The sequence below is a fragment of the Roseovarius roseus genome, assembly GCF_043355935.2.
Lineage (GTDB): Bacteria > Pseudomonadota > Alphaproteobacteria > Rhodobacterales > Rhodobacteraceae > Roseovarius > Roseovarius roseus.
Genome location: NZ_JBHFPE020000003.1, coordinates 67,181 through 85,480 on the forward strand (window position 1 = coordinate 67,181; position 18,300 = coordinate 85,480).

An 18,300-nucleotide genomic window follows, 5' to 3' on the forward strand; every position below is an offset into this window, starting at 1 on the left:
GCCGGCCCGTTTCGTTTCAGGTTAAGGAGGTCCCAGAATGGCCAAACGCGATTATTACGAGGTTCTGGGCGTCGCGCGCGGGGCTTCGGCAGACGAGGTGAAAAAGGCGTATCGCCAAAAGGCGCGCGCCCTGCACCCCGACAGCAACAAGGACAATCCCAACGCCGAGTCCCAGTTCAAGGAAGTGGGCGAGGCCTATGACGTTCTGAAGGACGCCGAGAAGAAAGCAGCCTATGACCGGTTCGGCCATGCCGCCTTCGAGGGTGGAATGGGCGGCGGTGGTGGACGCCCCGGCGGACCGCAGGGCCACGGCGATTTCGCCAGCGCCTTTTCTGACGTGTTCGACGATCTCTTTGGCGATTTCATGGGCGCGCGCGGTGGCGGCGGGCGGCAACGGGCCGCGCGCGGCTCGGATCTGCGCTACAACATGCGCGTCACACTGGAAGAGGCCTATAAGGGCCTGCAAAAGACGATCAACGTGCCCACCTCTGTCCAGTGCAACTCCTGCGACGGGTCGGGCGCCGAGGGCGGCGCAGAGCCGACGACCTGCCCCACCTGCTCGGGCATGGGCAAGGTGCGCGCGCAGCAAGGCTTTTTCACGGTCGAGCGGACCTGCCCGACCTGTTCGGGTATGGGCCAGATCGTCCAGAACCCATGCAAGGCCTGCGGCGGCCAAGGCCGCGTCGAAAAGGACCGTGCGCTGAGCGTGAACATCCCCGCGGGCGTCGAGACCGGCACGCGCATTCGCCTCTCGGGCGAGGGTGAGGCCGGCATGCGCGGCGGGCCTCCCGGCGATCTCTATATCTTCATTGAGGTCACCAAGCATCCGCTCTTCGAGCGTGAAGAGACGAACCTTTACTGCAACGTGCCCGTCTCGATGATCAGCGCTGCGATCGGCGGCGATATCGAGGTGCCTACCATCGACGGTGGCCGCAGCAAGGTAAAGATCCCTGCCGGCAGCCAGTCTGGTCGCCAGATGCGCCTGCGCGGCAAGGGCATGCCCGCCCTGCGTGGCGGCAGCGCGGGGGACATGTTCATCGAATTGGCGGTCGAGACGCCGGTGAACCTGACGTCCAAGCAAAAGGAACTCCTGCGCGAATTCGAGGCGCTGTCCGAGGACAACAACCCCGAGAGCAAGACGTTCTTCAAGTCCGTCAAGTCGTTCTGGGACAGCATGAAGGGCTGAAGCTCGCGCCCTAATGGTCGCAAGGCCCCACCCTGACAGGCGGGGCCTTTTTCATGTGCCTCCAAAGCCGCATGGACGATTGCTCGCAATTGGCCGCGCGGCACTGTTTCAAACCTGCATCGGTCGCGGAAACAACGGCATTTCACGCGTCAACTTCGGGCCGCTGCCCTTTCCTATTGTCCATGCGCGATATAATGTGCCGCAAACGCCCCAAGCCGAGGGCGTGGGCAAGGGATCTTGGGACATGGCGCATATCATCGTCGTCGGAAACGAAAAGGGCGGCGCAGGAAAATCTACGGTGTCGATGCATGTCGCCACCGCTTTGGCGCGACTGGGCAACACCGTCAGCGCGCTGGATCTGGACCTGCGCCAAAAGACGTTCGGCCGCTACGCCGAGAACCGCAAGGCCTATATGGCCAAGTCGGGCCTGTCTTTGCCCAGCCCTTTCTATCACGACCTGCCCGAGGTCGATCAGGCGGCCCTCGGCCCCGGTGAGAATATGTATGACCGGCGCCTCTCCGAGGCGGTTGCGTCGCTGGAGCCGGACAGCGATTTCATCGTGATCGACTGCCCCGGCTCGCACACGCGCCTCAGCCAAGTGGCTCATAGCCTTGCCGATACGCTGATCACGCCGCTCAATGACAGCTTTGTCGATTTCGATCTGCTGGCCCATGTGGATGCCGACGGGACCAAGATCCTGCGGCCCTCGGTCTATTCCGAGATGGTCTGGAATGCGCGCCAGCTGCGCGCGCAGGCGGGGCTCAAGCCGATCGACTGGATCGTCGTGCGCAACCGCGTGGGCGCTCAGGCGATGGTGAACAAGGAAAAGATGGGCGCCGCGCTGGACAACCTGGCCAAGCGCATCGGGTTTCGCACGGCCCCCGGCTTTAACGAGCGCGTGATTTTCCGCGAGCTTTTTCCACGCGGCCTGACCCTGCTGGACCTCAAGGATGTGGGCGTGAAGCAGCTGAACATCTCGAACATCGCCGCCCGTCAGGAGCTGCGCGATCTCATCACGGCGCTGAAACTTCCGGGGATCGAGGCGAAGTTCTGACCCGCCTGCGCCTGAGCGCGACCGCGTTCGAGACAAGCAGCGCCCCGATGATCAGCGCCCCGCCGGCAAGCGCCCATGGCCCGGGATCTTCACCGATCACCGCCCACACTAGGATCGGCGCCAGCACAGATTCCAGCAAGATCAGCAGCGACACCTCGGCCGAGGCCAGGTAGCGCGGGCCCAGCGTCAAAAGGCATGTCGACAGCGCGATGAATGTGCCATGCGCCGCGACCAGGGGCCATTGCGACGGCACAGCCTGCCCGGGAGTGGCCCAGATCAGCATGATCAGCGCCGAGAGCAGATAGGACACCGGAATCGCCGGGATCATCGATGTGGCGCGCACCTTGCGCACCGTTGTCAGCGCCCCTGCAAAGCTGGCCGAGACCGCCAGCGCAATCACGTCCCCCTGCCAACTGGCGGTCGCGTTCTCGCCGCTGCCATAGGCGATGATACCTAGGCCGGGCAGAACGGCCGCCATGGTCAGAACCATGCGGCGGCTGAAGGGCTCGCCCAGAAAGATGCGGCTGAAAAGGGCGGCAAAGACCGGGATAGAGGCAAAGATGAAGACGACATTCGCCACACTGGTCAACGATATCGCCATGACGAATCCGGGCGCCGTCGTCGACATCAGCAGCGTGTAGAGAAGGCCCGCTCGCCCCGTGCGCAGCACCGCCCGAAACCCGGCAAGCCCTTGAAACAAAAGGCATCCAATCAGGATTAGGCTGCCCGAGACCACCGCCCGCCAGAACGTTGTCGTGGCCGGATCCGCCTGGATCAGGCGCACGAAAAGGGAATCGGGGACCAGCATCATCACCCCCAGCGCGGTGATCAGCAGCCCCTTCAGATGATCGCTCATTAGGAATTTGTTGATGGGAATCGGCGCAATGTAAAGCGATAGCGCGGATCTGCCGTCCGCATCTGACAAGGGGGCTAGTGCCAACATTTTACCGCAGAACCCGGCCGGGCAGACCATGATGCCGCTTGTTCAGGTGATCTGGCTCAGCCTCTCGGCCGGTATCTTTTCCATCTGGGCCTGCATGCTCTGCGCGTTCCTCCCGGCGCTGAGGCGCAGCACGTCCGATGTCGGCGTCCCCAGCGGTCCCCGCCTGCTGAAATTGGCCTGCTCCAGTCCAATGAGCGCGCAGATCCTCGGCAGGCTGGCCGCGCTGACGGCGGTTCTTCTGATGCTGATCGGCCTAGGCCTGCTGATATGGCCTCCGTGACGGGTCAGGACGACGCGGTTCTTCCAACCGGCGCGCGGCTCTGTCATACTCGCACAAACTCAAAATGAGCGAGCAGCGCACCCCATGTCCGACCTTCTGACCGCCGCCACCTCCTCAGGCGACTATGATGCCTCTTCGATCCAGGTCCTTGAGGATATGGAGCATGTGCGCCTGCGCCCCGGCATGTATATCGGCGGCAAGGATGACCGCGCCCTGCACCACATGGTGGCCGAGATCATCGACAACTCGATGGACGAGGCCGTGGCCGGTCACGCCACCTGGATCGAGGTCGAACTGCACGAGAACGGGCATGTCTCGGTGCGTGACAACGGGCGGGGCATCCCCACAGGGCCGCACCCCAAGGACCCGACGAAATCCGCGCTTGAGATCATCTTCTGCACGCTGAATGCTGGAGGCAAATTCTCAGGCGACAGCTATCAGACATCGGGCGGTCTACATGGCGTCGGCTCTTCGGTGGTCAACGCGCTCTCGGATCACCTCCGCGTCGAGGTGGCCCGGAACAAGGAGCTCTTCGCGATGGAGTTCTCGCGCGGCCTGCCCGTCGCGCCATTGGAGAAGATCGGCGCCGCCCCCAACCGGCGCGGCACCGCCGTCACCTTTCATCCCGACGCCGAGATCTTCGGGTCGCTCAAGCTGAAACCGGCACGTCTTTTCAAGATGGCGCGCTCCAAGGCGTATCTTTTCTCGGGCGTCGAGATCCGCTGGAAGACCGGCATCGACGATGGCGAGACGCCGCGCGAAGCCAAGTTTCATTTCCCTGGCGGCCTCTCGGACTACCTGACCGAGGCGATGGGCGGCGCGACCACCTATGCCGACACGCCCTTCGCCGGTTCGGTCAGCTTCGAGAAATTCAAGGTCCCCGGCAAGGTCGAATGGGCGATCAACTGGACGCCCGCACGCGATGGCTTCATCCAGTCCTATTGCAACACGGTCCCCACCCCGGAAGGCGGCACACATGAGGCGGGCTTCTGGGCCGCGATCCTCAAGGGTATCAAGGCGTACGGCGAGCTTGTGAACAACAAGAAGGCCGCCACGATCACCCGCGAGGACCTCATAACCGGCGCGGGCGCGCTGGTCAGCTGTTTCATCCGCGAGCCGGAATTCGTCGGCCAGACAAAGGACCGCCTCGCCACGGTCGATGCACAGCGGATGGTCGAGAACTCGGTGCGCGACCATTTCGACAACTGGCTGGCCGCCGATACGAAATCGGCGGGCGCGATTCTCGATTTCCTTGTTCTGCGCGCCGAGGAACGCCTGCGCCGCCGCCAGGAAAAGGAAACCCAGCGCAAGACCGCGACCAAGAAACTGCGCCTGCCCGGCAAACTGGTCGATTGCTCGTCCAACACCCGCGATGGGACCGAGCTTTTCATCGTCGAGGGGGACTCAGCCGGCGGCTCGGCCAAGATGGCACGTGATCGCAAGACGCAGGCCCTCTTGCCTCTGCGCGGCAAGATCCTGAACGTGCTCGGCGCCGCCAGCTCGAAACTGGGCAGCAACCAAGAAATCAGCGACCTGACACAGGCTCTTGGGGTCGGGCTGGGCTCGAAATTCAACCTCGACGATCTGCGCTATGACAAGATCATCATCATGACCGACGCCGATGTCGATGGCGCCCATATCGCGTCGCTGTTGATGACCTTCTTCTTTACCCAGATGCGCCCGATGATCGACGCGGGTCACCTCTACCTTGCCTGCCCGCCGCTCTACCGCCTTAGCCAGGGCGCGCGCCGCGTCTATTGCCTAGACCAGTCCGAGCGTGATGCGTGGATGGAGAAGGGCCTGGGCGGGAAGGGCAAGATCGACGTCAGCCGCTTCAAGGGTCTGGGCGAGATGGACGCCAAGGACCTCAAGGAAACGACGATGGATGCCAAGTCCCGCAAGTTGATCCGCGTCACCATCGACGAGGACGAACCGGGCGAGACCGGCGATCTGGTCGAGCGCCTGATGGGCAAGAAGCCCGAGTTGCGGTTCCAGTATATTCAGGAAAACGCACGCTTTGTCGAAGAGTTGGATGTTTGAGGGTTGAAAGAATCTAGGGTCATGCCTGTACCGGATTATCAAACGCTGATGCTGCCCGTTCTGAAATTGTTCGGGTCTGGCAAGACGAGTGTCGCTGAATGTATCGAAGATCTGAAAATCGAGTTTGAGATCAGCGATGAGGACGCGGCAGAACTGTTGCCGAGCGGAAAGATGACCCGCCTTTACAACCGTGCTCATTGGGCGCGCACGTATTTGGGCAAGGCCGGTTTGCTCACCTCGCCGAAGCGTGGGCATCACGAGATCACGGCGTTGGGCAAGGCGGTTTTGGCGAAAGACCCGGATCGGATCGGAAACGCAGACTTGAGTCAGTTCGACGGATTTTCCGACTGGAAGGACCAACCGGCAACAAAGGATGGCCTTGGGGAAGACTGCTCAGCGGATCGGAAGGTGATTGATCAGACACCTGAGGATGCCATGATGACTGCCAGTCGCGTCATTGAGGCCGCTTTGAGAGAAGAGTTGATAGGCGCGGTGATGCAGGTGTCACCCACACGTTTCGAAAGACTGATACTGGACCTGCTTTCAGCCATGAATTTCGGGCGGGGTGATCTCGATAACAGCCGGATGACGCCAGGCAGCGGGGATGGTGGCATTGACGGGATCATAAACGAGGACGCGCTGGGCCTCGATGCCGTCTATATTCAGGCCAAGCGATACGCACCAGACAACAAAGTCGGCCGGCCTGATATTCAGCGCTTTGTTGGCTCACTGACAGGCGAAAGTGCCACCAAAGGAGTCTTTGTCACTACCTCCTCGTTTTCAAAAGAAGCACGCGATTACATCAGCCGTGTTCAGCAGCGCATCGTGTTGATTGACGGTGACAAGCTGGCGCAACTCATGATTGCTCATGATGTTGGTGTGCGAAAGCGCTCCACGTATTATGTCAGAAGTCTCGACGAAGACTATTTCTCGGACATCTGATCGCCAATTCGCACCCATGACCACCCACCACTCCTTCACCCTCGCCGGCGCCACGCTCATCGCCCTGCCTTCCGGCGCGCTCTACTGGCCGGATCAAAACCTGCTCTGCGTGTCGGACCTGCATCTTGGCAAGTCCGAGCGGCGGGCAAGGCTGGGCACGGCCTCCCTCCCTCCTTACGAGACGCAGGACACGCTGGCGCGGCTTGACACCGACCTGAACGCCACCAATGCCAAGACGGTCGTCTGTCTCGGCGACAGTTTTGACGACAGTGCGGCGGTGGATGCGTTGCCGGACGCGGCCAAGCTCTGGATCACCACGATGCAATCCGGCCGCCGCTGGGTCTGGATCGAGGGCAACCATGATCCCGGCCCGGTCGATCTGGGCGGCACGCATCTGGCCGAGCTGCCGCTCCCCCCGCTTACCTTCAGGCATATCGCGCGCCCCGGCGCCAGTGGCGAGCTTTCGGGCCATTACCACCCCAAGGCGCTGGTAAGGGCACGCGGGCGCAGCCTTAGCCGCCCCGCTTTCCTGGTCGACACTGACCGCGTGATCCTGCCAGCATATGGAACCTATACCGGCGGTCTGCGCAGCGACAGCGCAGCTCTCTCCGGGCTCATGCGGGCCGAGGCGGTGGCCGTCCTGACGGGCACGGCCGCGCGCGCCATTCCCATGCCGCGCTGAACGCAAAAAGGCCGCGCCCTGTCGCAAGGCGCGGCCCCAAAACTTGGCTCACTTGTAGCTCAGGCCGTCAGCCCCTCAGGCTCCTCCAGCCCGTTGGCCCGGCAGGCCGCCGTCAAGGTGTTGGCCAAGAGGCAGGCGATCGTCATCGGCCCGACGCCGCCCGGCACCGGCGTAATGGCGCCCGCGCGCTCTGCGCAGCTGGCGTAATCCACGTCGCCGACCAGCTTGGTCTTACCATCGCCTTTGTCGATCCGGTTGATGCCCACGTCGATCACGGTGGCGCCTTCCTTGATCCAGTCGCCGGGTACCATTTCGGGGCGGCCCACGGCGGCCACCACAATATCGGCCCGGCGCACCACGTCCGCCAGATCCTTGGTCCGGGAATGCGCAATCGTGACGGTGCAGCTATCGCCCAGCAAAAGCTGCGCCATCGGCTTGCCCACGATATTGCTACGCCCTATCACGACCGCGTCCATACCTGAAAGCGAGCCATGATGATCGCGCAGCATCATCAGGCAGCCCAGCGGCGTGCAGGGCACCATGCTCTTCTGCCCGGTGCCCAACAGGCCCACATTCGAGATATGAAACCCGTCCACATCCTTGGCCGGATCAATGGAATTGATCACCAGATCCTCATTCAGATGCTTGGGCAAAGGCAGCTGCACAAGGATACCGTGGATACTCTCATCCTTGTTCAGCTGATCGATCAGCGCCAGCAGATCGGCCTCCGATGTGTCCGCATCCAGCTTGTGCTCGACGCTCTTCATGCCGACCTCGGTCGTCATCTTGCCCTTCGAGCGGACATAGACCTGACTCGCCGGATCCTCGCCCACAAGCACCACGGCGAGGCCCGGGACCAGATCGTGCTTCTCCTTCAAACGCTTCACATGCTCGGCCACCTTGCCGCGCACTTCGGCCGCAAAGGCCTTGCCGTCAATCACCTGAGCCGTCATCGCGCTCTCCTTGCCACAAGGGCACCGCCCCCGCTTCTTCTTGCTGAAAACATCCCCGCCGGAGGCAGGAGCCGCCCGAAGGGCGGCGACCGGCTTGCAGGAGGCTCGATGCCCCCTGCAAGCCGGGCTCTTTAGAACAAACCTTCGATCTCACCGCTATCGTTGAGACGGATCGACGTCGCCGCAGGCACGCGCGGCAGGCCGGGCATCGTCATGATCTCGCCGCAGACGACGACAACAAAACCGGCACCGGCGCTCAGGCGCACTTCGCGGACCGGCACCGAGTGGCCGGTGGGCGCACCGCGGCGGCTGGGATCGGTGGTAAAGCTGTATTGCGTCTTGGCCATGCAGATCGGCAGATTGCCATAACCCGCCTCTTCCCACTGCTTCAGCTGATCGCGGATCTTGCCATCGGCCACGACACCATCAGCGTGATAGATGTTCTTGGCGATCGTCTCGATCTTTTTGAAGAGGGGCATGTCGTCGGGATAGATCGGCTTGAAATCCGACACGCCGCTTTCCGCGATTTCCGCAACGCGGGTGGCTAGGTCGGCGCTGCCTTCGCTGCCCAGCTCCCAGTGGCGCGACAGGATCGCCTCGCTGCCCTGGCTCTTGACGTATTCCTTGACCGCCTCGACCTCAGCATCGGTGTCGTTGACGAAATGGTTGATGGCAACGACCACCGGCACGCCAAAGCTCTTGAGGTTGCCGATGTGACGCCCAAGGTTGGCGCAGCCGTCCTTGACGGCATCGACATTTTCGTCCCCCAAGTCGGCCTTGGCGACGCCGCCATTCATCTTCATCGCGCGCACAGTGGCGACAAGGACCACGCAGTCAGGCGCGAGGCCCGCCTTGCGGCACTTGATGTTCATGAATTTCTCGGCGCCCAGATCGGCGCCGAAGCCCGCCTCGGTCACGACGAAATCCGCGATTTTCAGCGCCGTGGTCGTCGCGGTGACCGAGTTGCAGCCATGCGCGATGTTGGCAAAGGGGCCGCCATGCACGAAGGCCGGGTTGTTCTCCAGCGTCTGCACCAGGTTCGGCTGCATCGCATCCTTCAGCAGAACGGTCATCGCGCCCTGAGCCTCGATATCGCGGCAATAGACAGGGCTGCGGTCGCGGCGATAGGCCACGATCATGCTGCCCAGACGCTCTTCGAGGTCCTTGAGGTTCTTGGCAAGGCAGAGGATCGCCATGACTTCGGAGGCCACGGTGATGTCAAAGCCGGTCTCGTTGGGGAAACCATTGGCCACACCGCCCAGCGATGCCGTGATCTGGCGCAGCGCGCGATCGTTCATGTCGACGACCCGGCGCCAGACGACGCGGCGGATGTCGATCTCCAGTTCGTTGCCCCAATAGATATGGTTGTCGATCATGGCCGACAGCAGCGAATGCGCGCTGGTGATCGCGTGGAAATCGCCCGTGAAATGCAGGTTCATGTCCTCCATCGGCACGACCTGGGCATAACCGCCGCCCGCAGCGCCACCCTTCATGCCGAAGTTCGGACCCAGCGAGGCCTCGCGGATACAGACCATCGCCTTCTTGCCGATGCGGTTCAGGCCATCACCCAGACCGACGGTGGTGGTCGTCTTGCCTTCGCCCGCCGGGGTGGGGTTGATCGCGGTGACGAGGATCAGTTTGCCGTTCTTGTTGCCCTGCACGCTGTCGATATAGGCCTGAGACACCTTGGCCTTGTCATGCCCGTAGGGCAGCAGGTGCTCGGTCGGGATGCCCAGCTTGTCACCGATCTCCTGGATCGGCTTCTTCTGTGCGGCGCGCGCAATTTCGATATCGCTTTTGTAGGCCATTAGGATCAGTCCCTCGTTGGTTGCGTCACTGTGCAGCGACGGAAGATTGGGTGTCGGCTTCTACCTTGACGGCAGAAAACTTGAATTCCGGGATCTTGCCGTAGGGGTCGATCGCGGGATTTGTCAGGATGTTCGCCGCCGCTTCGACATAGGCGAAGGGCAGGAAGACCATGTCGGGGGCAATGGCGCGGTCGGCCCGTGCCATGATGCTGATGCTGCCACGCTTGGTGGTCAGGCGCACATGCTCCCCCGGCTCCACACCCAGCTTGCGAAGGGTGCTGGGATGAAGCGAGCAGTTCGCCTCTGGCTCGACCGAGTCCAGAACGCGCGAACGGCGCGTCATCGAGCCGGTATGCCAATGTTCCAGCTGGCGGCCTGTGGTCAGGATCATCGGGTATTCCTCGTCCGGCACATCATCGGGCGCGATGACGCTGGCGGGGGTGAACCGCGCACGCCCCTGCGGACGCGGGAAGCCGTCGCCAAAGACGATGGCCTGCCCCGGATCGGTGGGGCTGAGTGACGGATAGGTCACGGCGCCCTCGTTCTCCAGACGCTCCCACGTAATGTTGTTGAGCGAGGCCATGTTCAGCTTCATCTCGGCAAAGATATCGGCGGGGCTGTCATACTCCCAGTTCAGGCCAAGGCGGTTGGCCAGCTGCATGGTAATGCGCCAATCCTCGCGCGCGTCGCCGATGGGCGGCACGGCGGGGCGCGCCAGTTGCACCTGCCGGTTGGTGTTGGTGACCGTCCCGGATTTCTCGGCAAAGGCCGAGGCGGGCAGGATGATATCGGCATAATTCGCGGTTTCGGTCAGGAAGATGTCCTGAACCACCAGCGTGTCCAGCTTGGCCAGCGCGTCGCGGGCGTGGTCTACATCGGGGTCCGACATGGCCGGGTTCTCACCCAGTATATACATCGCCTTGATGTCGCCATCATGGACCGCATCCATGATCTCGGTCACGGTCAGGCCCTTTTCGCCGCTGAAATCCTCGGACTTCCACACATCGGTAAAGGCGTGCCGCACGCGCTCATCCGTGACGCTCTGATAATCGGGCAGGAACATCGGGATGAGACCCGCGTCGCTGGCGCCCTGCACGTTGTTCTGCCCGCGCAGCGGGTGCAGGCCCGCACCGGGGCGCCCGACCTGCCCGCACATCAGCGCAAGGGAAATCAGACAGCGCGAATTATCCGTGCCGTGAATGTGCTGGCTGACGCCCATCCCCCAGAAAATCATGGCCGATTTCGCGCCCGCAAAGGTGCGCGCGACATCGCGCAGCGTTTCGGCAGGAATGCCGCAGATGCCTTCCATCTTTTCGGGGCTGAAGTCGGCCAGATGCGCCTTCTCGGCCTCCCAGTTCTCGGTATAGGCGTCGATATATTGCTGATCGTAGAGCTTTTCCTCGACGATCGTGTGCATGATGGCGTTCAGCATGCTGACATCGGCACCGGGCCGGAATTGCAGCATGTGCGAGGCGAACCGGCGCAGGCCCACGCCGCGCGGGTCCATGACGATCAGCTTGCCACCGCGCTTGGTGAACTGCTTGAAATAGGTGGCGGCGACGGGGTGGTTCTCGACCGGGTTGCAGCCGATGGCGATGGCGACATCCGCGTTCTCGATCTCGTTGAAGGTGGCGGTGACGGCACCGCTGCCCACATTCTCGATCAGGGCCGAGACAGAGGACGCATGGCAAAGCCGCGTGCAGTGATCGACGTTGTTGTGGCGGAAGGCCTGGCGGATCAGCTTCTGAAAGAGATACGCCTCTTCATTGGTGCATTTCGCGCTGCCGAATCCGGCCACCTCGCGGCCACGCCCTTTGAGACGGCTTGCAGCAAGGTCCAGCGCCTCGTCCCATTCCGCCTCGCGGAAATGGGCCTGCCAGTTGCCGGGATCGACGTTCAGCCCCTTGGCGAGGGCATCGTCGCGGCGGATCAGCGGCTTGGTCAGGCGATGCTCGTGGTGGATATAGTCAAAGCCGAACCGCCCCTTGACGCAGAGCCGCCCCTCGTTGGCGGGACCGTTGATGCCCTCGACATACTTGATCTTGCCGTCCTTGACCTTGAGGTTGATCTGGCAGCCGACACCGCAGAAGGGGCAGATGCTCTTGGTCTCGCTGTCGTAATCTGCGCGGTCGCCGACCTGGTTTTCATCGACAACGGTCGAGGGCATCAGCGCGCCGGTGGGGCAAGCCTGGACACATTCGCCGCAAGCAACGCATGTGCTCTCGCCCATGGGATCGTCGAAATCGAAGACCGGGTAGGCATTGTGGCCGCGCCCGGCCATGCCGATCACATCGTTCACTTGAACTTCGCGGCAGGCGCGCACGCAGAGGCCACACTGGATGCACGCATCCAGATTGACGCTCATCGCGACGTGGCTGTCATCCAGCAGCGGAATGCGCCCCTCTTCCAGCTTGGGAAAGCGGCTTTCCTCGACGCCCTGCAATGCGGCCATGTCCCAGAGGTGGCTGGACTTGTCGTGGGCGACCTCGGGTTTTGGCTGATCGGCGACCAGCATCTCGATCACCATCTTGCGGGCCTGCTTGGCGCGATTGGTGTCGGTCTTGACGACCATGCCGTCGACGGGCTCGCGGATGCAGGAGGCGACGAGGACACGCTCGCCCTCGACCTCGACCATGCAGGCGCGGCAGTTGCCATCGGGGCGATAGCCGGGCGCAGGCTTGTGGCAGAGGTTGGGGATGATCAGGCCACGGCCATGGCTGATTTCCCAGATCGTCTGACCCTTGGGCGCGGTGACCTCGGCGCCGTCCAGCGTGAAGGTGACGGTTTCCACATTGGTATCGGGCATCAGATTTCCTCCGGGAAATGCTTCATGGCGGAGCGTATCGGATTCGGTGCCGCCTGTCCCAAACCGCAGATCGACGCGTCGGCCATCGCGGTGCAGAGCTCTTCCAGCAGCGGCTGGTTCCAGTGGTCCTGCTCCATCAGCTTGACCGCCTTTTCACAGCCAACCCGGCAGGGCGTGCATTGTCCGCAGCTTTCATCCTCGAAGAACCGCAGCATGTTCAATGCCGCGCCCCGGGCGCTGTCCTTGTCGCTGAGCACGACGACAGCGGCCGAGCCGATGAAGGTGCCATGCGGCTGCAGCGTGTCGAAATCGAGCGGGATGTCATGCATCGACGCCGGCAGCAGCCCCGAGGACGGGCCGCCCGGCTGATAAGCCTTGAACGTATGGCCCTCCATCATGCCGCCCGCGGCGTTGATGATGTCGGTGATCGTCGAGCCAGCATAGAGAAGGTAGACGCCGGGGTTCCTGACCCGGCCCGAGACGGAATAGCTGCGCAGGCCCTTGCGGTCGTTATGCTCGTGATCCGACAAGATCTCGCCGCCTTCGCGCAGCACGCGCGCGACCCAGTGCAGCGTCTCGATGTTGTTGACCAGCGTGGGACGGCCAAAGACGCCCACCTGCGCCACGAAGGGCGGGCGGTGGCGCGGAATGCCGCGCTTGCCCTCGATGCTCTCGATCATCGCGCTTTCTTCGCCGCAGATATAGGCGCCCGCGCCGCGGCGCAGCTCGATATAGCCCTTTGCCACGATGCCCGCGGCCTCCAGCGCCGCGATCTCGCGCGCGAGGATTTCCAGCACGGCGGGGTATTCGTCGCGCATGTAGATAAAGCAGGTTTCCGCCTCGATCGCCCAAGCGGCGATCAGCATGCCCTCAAGGAAAAGATGCGGCACCCGTTCGAGGTAGTAGCGGTCCTTGAACGTGCCTGGCTCACCCTCGTCGCCATTGACGGCCAAGTAGCGCGGGCCCGCCTCCGAGCGCACGAAACCCCATTTCTTGCCCGAGGGGAAACCCGCGCCGCCAAGGCCGCGCAGACCCGCATCCAGCAGCTGTTGCTGAACCGCCTCAAAATTTCCGTTCTTTCGCAGATCGGCCAGCACGCCGTAACCGCCATCGGCGCGGTACGCGTCCAGCGTCTGATAATCGGGGATGGTGGGATGGGTGTGCCCTTCCGCAATCGCCGCATGAACCTTTTCCGGCGTCGCATGGTCGATATGGGCGTGGCCCAGCTCAAGCACGGGGGCGGTATCGCAGCGGCCCATGCAGGGCGCGCGCACAACGCGCACCTCGGACGGGTTCAGCCCGTCCTCCAGCGCGGATTTCAGCGCCTGCGCGCCCGCCAATTCGCAGCTGAGCGAGTCGCAAACCCGGATCGTCAGCGCGGGCGGGGGCGTCTCGCCCTCTTTCACGACATCGAAATGGGCGTAGAACGTGGCGACCTCGTAGATCTCGGCCATGGCGAGGCGCATTTCCTCGGCCAGTGCGCGCAGATGGGCCGCCGAAAGGTGTCCAAACTTGTCCTGAATAAGGTGCAGATACTCGATCAGGTGATCCCGGCGAATCGTGCGGCCCTCAAGCAAGTCGCGCACATCGGCCCATGCCGCGTCATCCAGCTGACGGCCCTTGGGCGTCACGCGACCCTTGCCGCGCCCGGATTTCCATACACCGCTACCTTGATCCGCGCCCATGACGACTCCTCACGTTAATTTCCCACTGTTTAATTTATTTTCCCGCCAGTCAACAGATGGCTGTCAGAATCTGACGGGACACAGGGGGTCTCGCGCACAAAAAAGCAGGCCGCGCGGCGGCCTGCTGATCTGCATGCGTCACTTTGGGATCAAACTGCGCGCTCGACCATCATCTTCTTGATATTTGCGATGGCCTTGGCGGGGTTCAGACCCTTCGGGCAGGTCTTGGTGCAGTTCATGATCGTGTGACACCGGTAGAGTTTGAACGGATCTTCCAGGTCATCCAGCCGCTCGCCGGTATTCTCATCACGCGAATCAACGATCCAGCGATAGGCGTGCAAGAGTGCGGCCGGCCCCAGATACTTGTCGCCGTTCCACCAGTAGCTGGGGCAAGCGGTCGAGCAGCAGGCGCACATGACGCACTCGTATAGTCCGTCCAGCTTCTCGCGATCCTCGATCGATTGCTTCCACTCCTTGGAGGGCGCGACCGTCTCGGTCTCGAGCCAAGGCTGGATGCTGGCGTGCTGGGCGTAGAAATGCGTGAGGTCGGTGATCAAATCGCGCACCACGGGCATGTGGGGCAGCGGGTAGATCTTCACGTCGCCCCTCACCTCATCCATGCCATAGATGCAGGCCAGCGTGTTGATACCGCCAATATTCATCGAGCACGACCCGCAAATCCCCTCGCGGCAGGACCGGCGGAAGGAGAGCGTCGGATCGATATCGGTCTTGATCTTGATCAGCGCGTCCAGGACCATCGGGCCGCAATCGTCCATATCGACGAAATAGGTGTCGACGCGGGGATTTTCGCCATCATCGGGCGACCAGCGATAGATGCTGAACTTGCGCAGATTGGTGGCACCTTCGGGCTTGGGCCATGTCTTGCCCGTCACCATGCGGCTGTTCTTGGGCAGGGTCAGTTGAACCATCGTCGTACTCCTTATCAGCCGATCAGGGTCAGGCTGTTCTGGGCAATGCATTGCAGGGCCTCGGGGCGGCGGGCGATCTGGCCGATCTGTTCGGCCAGCGCGGCATCCACCCCGGTGACCGCGCCGCTGGCGATCTGCAGGATCTCGCGCGCGTCGGCGGCGTCGATGATGCAATCGGTGATCGGCGCGGCGTTGAGGCCGGGATAGCGGCTTTCGACATACGTATTCACCACGGCCTTGGCCCGGCCCCTCGCCAGATCGTCGGCCATGTCGTTCGCTGTGGCGCAGGCCGATAGCGCCGTGGCGCAGACCGCCAATATCCCAAGCGCCCTCATCAGAACGTACGTTCCTTCGGCGCGATCTTCTTGAGGCTGATGCCGCCTTCCTTTTCGGTGGTCAGGGGCGCCTCGACGATGGGCCGGTAGCTGAGATCGACTTTCGGACCGTCGACACGCGCGATGGTGTGCACGCGCCACTTCTCGTCGTCACGCTTCTCGAAATCCTCGTGCGCGTGGGCGCCGCGGCTCTCATGCCGGGCCTCGGCCCCGGCGATGGTGGCCATCGCGTTGGGCATGAGATTCGTCAGCTCCAGCGTTTCCATCAGGTCGGTGTTCCAGACAAGACTGCGGTCGGTGACATGGAGGTCATCCAGCTTGGCCGCGATGCCTTTCATCTTCTCTAGACCCTCGGCCAGCGTCTTGGAAGTGCGGAAGACGGCGGCGTCGGCCTGCATCGTTTTCTGCATGTCCATGCGTAGCTCGGCCGTCGGCGTGCCGCCATTGGCGTTACGGAGGCCGTCAAACCGGTCGAATGCCTTGTCGACACCGGCCTTGTTGGTGGCAGGCACGGCGCCCTCTTTGTCCACGACCTTGCCGGCGCGGATCGCGGCGGCGCGGCCGAAGACGACAAGGTCGATTAGCGAGTTCGAGCCAAGGCGGTTGGCCCCGTGTACCGAGGCGCAGCCTGCCTCGCCCACAGCCATGAGGCCGGGCACGATGGCCTGCGCATCATCCTTGGTCGGGTTCAGCACCTCGCCCCAGTAGTTCGTCGGAATGCCGCCCATGTTGTAATGCACGGTCGGCAGAACCGGGATCGGCTCCTTGGTGACGTCGACGCCGGCAAAGATCTTGGCCGATTCCGAAATACCGGGCAGGCGCAGGTTCAGCGCCTCGGGGGGCAGGTGGCTGAGGTTCAGGTGGATGTGATCGCCGTCCTTGCCCACGCCGCGGCCCTCGCGGATCTCCATGGTCATTGAGCGGCTGACATAGTCGCGCGGCGCGAGGTCCTTATACTGAGGCGCATAGCGCTCCATGAACCGCTCGCCCTCGGAGTTGGTCAGATACCCGCCTTCGCCGCGCGCGCCCTCGGTGATCAGGCAGCCGGCGCCGTAGATCCCGGTGGGGTGAAACTGGACGAATTCCATGTCCTGCAAGGGCAGGCCCGCACGCGCCACCATACCGCCGCCATCGCCGGTGCACGTATGCGCCGAAGTGGCGGAGAAATAGGCACGCCCATAACCGCCCGTCGCCAGAACGACCGTCTTGGCGTTGAAGACATGCATCGTGCCGTCGTCCAGCTTCCAGCAGACGACGCCGGTGCAGGCGCCATCATCGCTCATCAAGAGGTCGATGGCGAAATACTCGATATAGAACTCCGCCTTCTGCTTCAGGCTCTGACCATAAAGCGTATGAAGGATCGCGTGACCGGTCCGGTCGGCGGCGGCGCAGGTGCGCTGCACGGCGGGGCCTTCGCCGAATTCGGTGGTGTGGCCACCAAACGGGCGCTGATAGATCTTGCCCTCTTCGGTGCGGCTGAACGGGACGCCATAATGCTCGAGCTCATAGACCGCCTTGGGCGCCTCGCGCGCGAGGTATTCCATCGCGTCGGTATCGCCCAGCCAGTCACTGCCCTTGACGGTGTCATACATATGCCACTGCCAATGATCCGGCCCCATGTTGCTGAGCGATGCCGCGATGCCGCCCTGCGCCGCCACGGTGTGCGAGCGGGTCGGAAACACCTTGGTCACGCAGGCGGTGCGCAGCCCCTGCTCGGCCATGCCAAGCGTGGCGCGCAGGCCCGCGCCGCCGGCGCCGACGACCACTACGTCGTAATCATGCGTCTCGTATTCGTATTCGGCCATTGGGTCAGGTCCTCAAATCGCGATTTTTGCCAGGGCAAGCAGGCAGGTCGCCGTCACCCCGTACGACAGCACCGCCACGCTGATGATCAGGATCTTGCGTGTACTGCCTTGGGAGTAGTCCTCGATCATCGTCTGCGCGCCCTTGCGGAAATGTTCGAGCCCCACAAAAATGACGAGCGCCGAGAGGACCGCGATAGCCGGATGCGCAAAGGTGGCCAGCACCTCCTCGCGCGTGCCGCCCAGCGTGCTGCCGACGATGTAGAGAAAGGTGGGCACGATCAGGGCAAGGCCGACAGAGCTGACGGTCATGTACCAGTGATGCTCGGTGCCGGAATGTGCCGCGCCCTTGCCCTCGGCGCGCTTGCGGGCGGTCAGATAACGCATCGCTCGCCTCCCTTAGATGATGATGAGGGTCAGGACGGTCAGAACGACCGATCCGACTACGCAAATCCAGCCAAGCGTCTCGGCCGACTTGATATCCAGCCACTTGCCCGTGTCCCAGATCAGATGGCGCAGCCCCGCAAGGTAGTGATACCAGATCGCCCAGAGCGACAGGGCCATTACCAGATCGCCGAACCACGAGGTCACGACGGCATTGGCCGTATCGAAATATTCGGGGCCGGTTGCAGCGGCCAAGAGCCACCAGACGATCAGCAGGACCGCGACGATCAGCGCGTTGCCGGTGATGCGCGTCAGGATGGACGTGATCGAAGTCAGCTGCGGGCGGTAGATTGAAATATGCGGTGAAAGCGGGCGCTCGCCCCGGTTCACGTCGGCCATATCCTAGGATCCTTTGCTTGGCTCTCGCGGCGGGCGATGGGCCTGCGCGATGACTTGGCTCTTGTTTTAGTT

16 protein-coding genes are annotated in these 18,300 nt (G+C 62.8%); 6 read left to right on the plus strand and 10 right to left on the minus strand.

What is annotated here, in order from left to right:
- Positions 1-37 precede the first annotated feature (37 nt).
- On the plus strand, positions 38-1,186 hold the full coding sequence (gene dnaJ, locus ACEWPL_RS06580; RefSeq protein ID WP_393932705.1) for a molecular chaperone DnaJ: 1,149 nt from the start codon (positions 38-40) through the stop codon (positions 1,184-1,186).
- Positions 1,187-1,430: 244 nt separating this feature from the next.
- Positions 1,431-2,240: a division plane positioning ATPase MipZ gene (locus tag ACEWPL_RS06585; protein WP_393932707.1), complete on the plus strand. Its 810-nt coding sequence runs from the start codon at positions 1,431-1,433 to the stop codon at positions 2,238-2,240.
- On the opposite strand, the gene ACEWPL_RS06590 is transcribed toward ACEWPL_RS06585, so the two are convergent.
- Positions 2,200-3,096: a DMT family transporter gene (locus tag ACEWPL_RS06590; RefSeq protein ID WP_393932709.1), complete on the minus strand. Its 897-nt coding sequence runs from the start codon at positions 3,094-3,096 to the stop codon at positions 2,200-2,202. The genes ACEWPL_RS06585 and ACEWPL_RS06590 overlap by 41 nt on opposite strands.
- Before the next feature lie 115 nt (positions 3,097-3,211).
- Here ACEWPL_RS06590 and ACEWPL_RS06595 point away from each other — a divergent pair, with 115 nt between their 5' ends.
- The 4 genes from ACEWPL_RS06595 (at position 3,212) to pdeM (ending at position 7,127) form a co-directional block, all read left to right on the plus strand.
- Positions 3,212-3,463 (plus strand): hypothetical protein, encoded by a 252-nt coding sequence (locus ACEWPL_RS06595; protein WP_393932711.1) that lies wholly within the window; start codon positions 3,212-3,214, stop codon positions 3,461-3,463.
- A gap of 84 nt (positions 3,464-3,547) precedes the next feature.
- Positions 3,548-5,503, plus strand: a complete 1,956-nt coding sequence (locus ACEWPL_RS06600) for a DNA gyrase/topoisomerase IV subunit B (protein WP_393932713.1) — start codon at positions 3,548-3,550, stop codon at positions 5,501-5,503.
- 21 nt (positions 5,504-5,524) lie between these two features.
- The gene (locus ACEWPL_RS06605) at positions 5,525-6,445 is read left to right on the plus strand and encodes a restriction endonuclease (protein ID WP_393932715.1); all 921 of its coding nucleotides are present in this window, start codon (positions 5,525-5,527) and stop codon (positions 6,443-6,445) included.
- A 16-nt stretch (positions 6,446-6,461) separates the two neighbouring features.
- Positions 6,462-7,127: a ligase-associated DNA damage response endonuclease PdeM gene (pdeM, locus tag ACEWPL_RS06610; protein ID WP_393932717.1), complete on the plus strand. Its 666-nt coding sequence runs from the start codon at positions 6,462-6,464 to the stop codon at positions 7,125-7,127.
- A gap of 59 nt (positions 7,128-7,186) precedes the next feature.
- On the opposite strand, the gene folD is transcribed toward pdeM, so the two are convergent.
- From folD to sdhC, 9 genes are all read right to left on the minus strand, one after another.
- Positions 7,187-8,080 (minus strand): bifunctional methylenetetrahydrofolate dehydrogenase/methenyltetrahydrofolate cyclohydrolase FolD, encoded by an 894-nt coding sequence (gene folD / locus ACEWPL_RS06615; RefSeq protein ID WP_393932719.1) that lies wholly within the window; start codon positions 8,078-8,080, stop codon positions 7,187-7,189.
- 131 nt (positions 8,081-8,211) lie between these two features.
- Positions 8,212-9,888, minus strand: coding sequence for a formate--tetrahydrofolate ligase (locus ACEWPL_RS06620; protein ID WP_393932721.1), 1,677 nt, complete (start codon positions 9,886-9,888; stop codon positions 8,212-8,214).
- A gap of 25 nt (positions 9,889-9,913) precedes the next feature.
- On the minus strand, positions 9,914-12,694 hold the full coding sequence (gene fdhF / locus ACEWPL_RS06625; RefSeq protein WP_393932723.1) for a formate dehydrogenase subunit alpha: 2,781 nt from the start codon (positions 12,692-12,694) through the stop codon (positions 9,914-9,916).
- On the minus strand, positions 12,694-14,379 hold the full coding sequence (locus ACEWPL_RS06630) for an NAD(P)H-dependent oxidoreductase subunit E (protein ID WP_393932725.1): 1,686 nt from the start codon (positions 14,377-14,379) through the stop codon (positions 12,694-12,696). Before ACEWPL_RS06630 ends, fdhF begins: the two co-directional genes overlap by 1 nt.
- Positions 14,380-14,528: 149 nt before the next feature.
- A complete protein-coding gene (locus ACEWPL_RS06635; RefSeq protein WP_393932727.1) occupies positions 14,529-15,308 on the minus strand; it encodes a succinate dehydrogenase iron-sulfur subunit in 780 nt (259 codons plus the stop codon).
- Positions 15,309-15,322: 14 nt separating this feature from the next.
- Positions 15,323-15,643 (minus strand): succinate dehydrogenase, encoded by a 321-nt coding sequence (locus ACEWPL_RS06640; RefSeq protein ID WP_393932729.1) that lies wholly within the window; start codon positions 15,641-15,643, stop codon positions 15,323-15,325.
- Positions 15,643-17,448, minus strand: coding sequence for a succinate dehydrogenase flavoprotein subunit (sdhA, locus tag ACEWPL_RS06645; protein WP_393932731.1), 1,806 nt, complete (start codon positions 17,446-17,448; stop codon positions 15,643-15,645). Before sdhA ends, ACEWPL_RS06640 begins: the two co-directional genes overlap by 1 nt.
- Before the next feature lie 12 nt (positions 17,449-17,460).
- Positions 17,461-17,832 (minus strand): succinate dehydrogenase, hydrophobic membrane anchor protein, encoded by a 372-nt coding sequence (sdhD, locus tag ACEWPL_RS06650; protein ID WP_393932733.1) that lies wholly within the window; start codon positions 17,830-17,832, stop codon positions 17,461-17,463.
- A gap of 12 nt (positions 17,833-17,844) precedes the next feature.
- Positions 17,845-18,228, minus strand: a complete 384-nt coding sequence (gene sdhC, locus ACEWPL_RS06655; RefSeq protein ID WP_393932735.1) for a succinate dehydrogenase, cytochrome b556 subunit — start codon at positions 18,226-18,228, stop codon at positions 17,845-17,847.
- Positions 18,229-18,300 lie beyond the last annotated feature (72 nt).

Excerpts from the sequence above, each read along its gene's own strand:
- dnaJ (WP_393932705.1), top strand. The coding sequence starts at position 38 with ATGGCCAAACGCGATTATTACGAGGTTCTGGGCGTCGCGCGCGGGGCT.
- ACEWPL_RS06585 (WP_393932707.1), top strand. The coding sequence starts at position 1,431 with ATGGCGCATATCATCGTCGTCGGAAACGAAAAGGGCGGCGCAGGAAAA.
- ACEWPL_RS06590 (WP_393932709.1), bottom strand. The coding sequence starts at position 3,096 with ATGAGCGATCATCTGAAGGGGCTGCTGATCACCGCGCTGGGGGTGATG.
- ACEWPL_RS06595 (WP_393932711.1), top strand. The coding sequence starts at position 3,212 with ATGATGCCGCTTGTTCAGGTGATCTGGCTCAGCCTCTCGGCCGGTATC.
- ACEWPL_RS06600 (WP_393932713.1), top strand. The coding sequence starts at position 3,548 with ATGTCCGACCTTCTGACCGCCGCCACCTCCTCAGGCGACTATGATGCC.
- ACEWPL_RS06605 (WP_393932715.1), top strand. The coding sequence starts at position 5,525 with ATGCCTGTACCGGATTATCAAACGCTGATGCTGCCCGTTCTGAAATTG.
- pdeM (WP_393932717.1), top strand. The coding sequence starts at position 6,462 with ATGACCACCCACCACTCCTTCACCCTCGCCGGCGCCACGCTCATCGCC.
- folD (WP_393932719.1), bottom strand. The coding sequence starts at position 8,080 with ATGACGGCTCAGGTGATTGACGGCAAGGCCTTTGCGGCCGAAGTGCGC.
- ACEWPL_RS06620 (WP_393932721.1), bottom strand. The coding sequence starts at position 9,888 with ATGGCCTACAAAAGCGATATCGAAATTGCGCGCGCCGCACAGAAGAAG.
- fdhF (WP_393932723.1), bottom strand. The coding sequence starts at position 12,694 with ATGCCCGATACCAATGTGGAAACCGTCACCTTCACGCTGGACGGCGCC.
- ACEWPL_RS06630 (WP_393932725.1), bottom strand. The coding sequence starts at position 14,379 with ATGGGCGCGGATCAAGGTAGCGGTGTATGGAAATCCGGGCGCGGCAAG.
- ACEWPL_RS06635 (WP_393932727.1), bottom strand. The coding sequence starts at position 15,308 with ATGGTTCAACTGACCCTGCCCAAGAACAGCCGCATGGTGACGGGCAAG.
- ACEWPL_RS06640 (WP_393932729.1), bottom strand. The coding sequence starts at position 15,643 with ATGAGGGCGCTTGGGATATTGGCGGTCTGCGCCACGGCGCTATCGGCC.
- sdhA (WP_393932731.1), bottom strand. The coding sequence starts at position 17,448 with ATGGCCGAATACGAATACGAGACGCATGATTACGACGTAGTGGTCGTC.
- sdhD (WP_393932733.1), bottom strand. The coding sequence starts at position 17,832 with ATGCGTTATCTGACCGCCCGCAAGCGCGCCGAGGGCAAGGGCGCGGCA.
- sdhC (WP_393932735.1), bottom strand. The coding sequence starts at position 18,228 with ATGGCCGACGTGAACCGGGGCGAGCGCCCGCTTTCACCGCATATTTCA.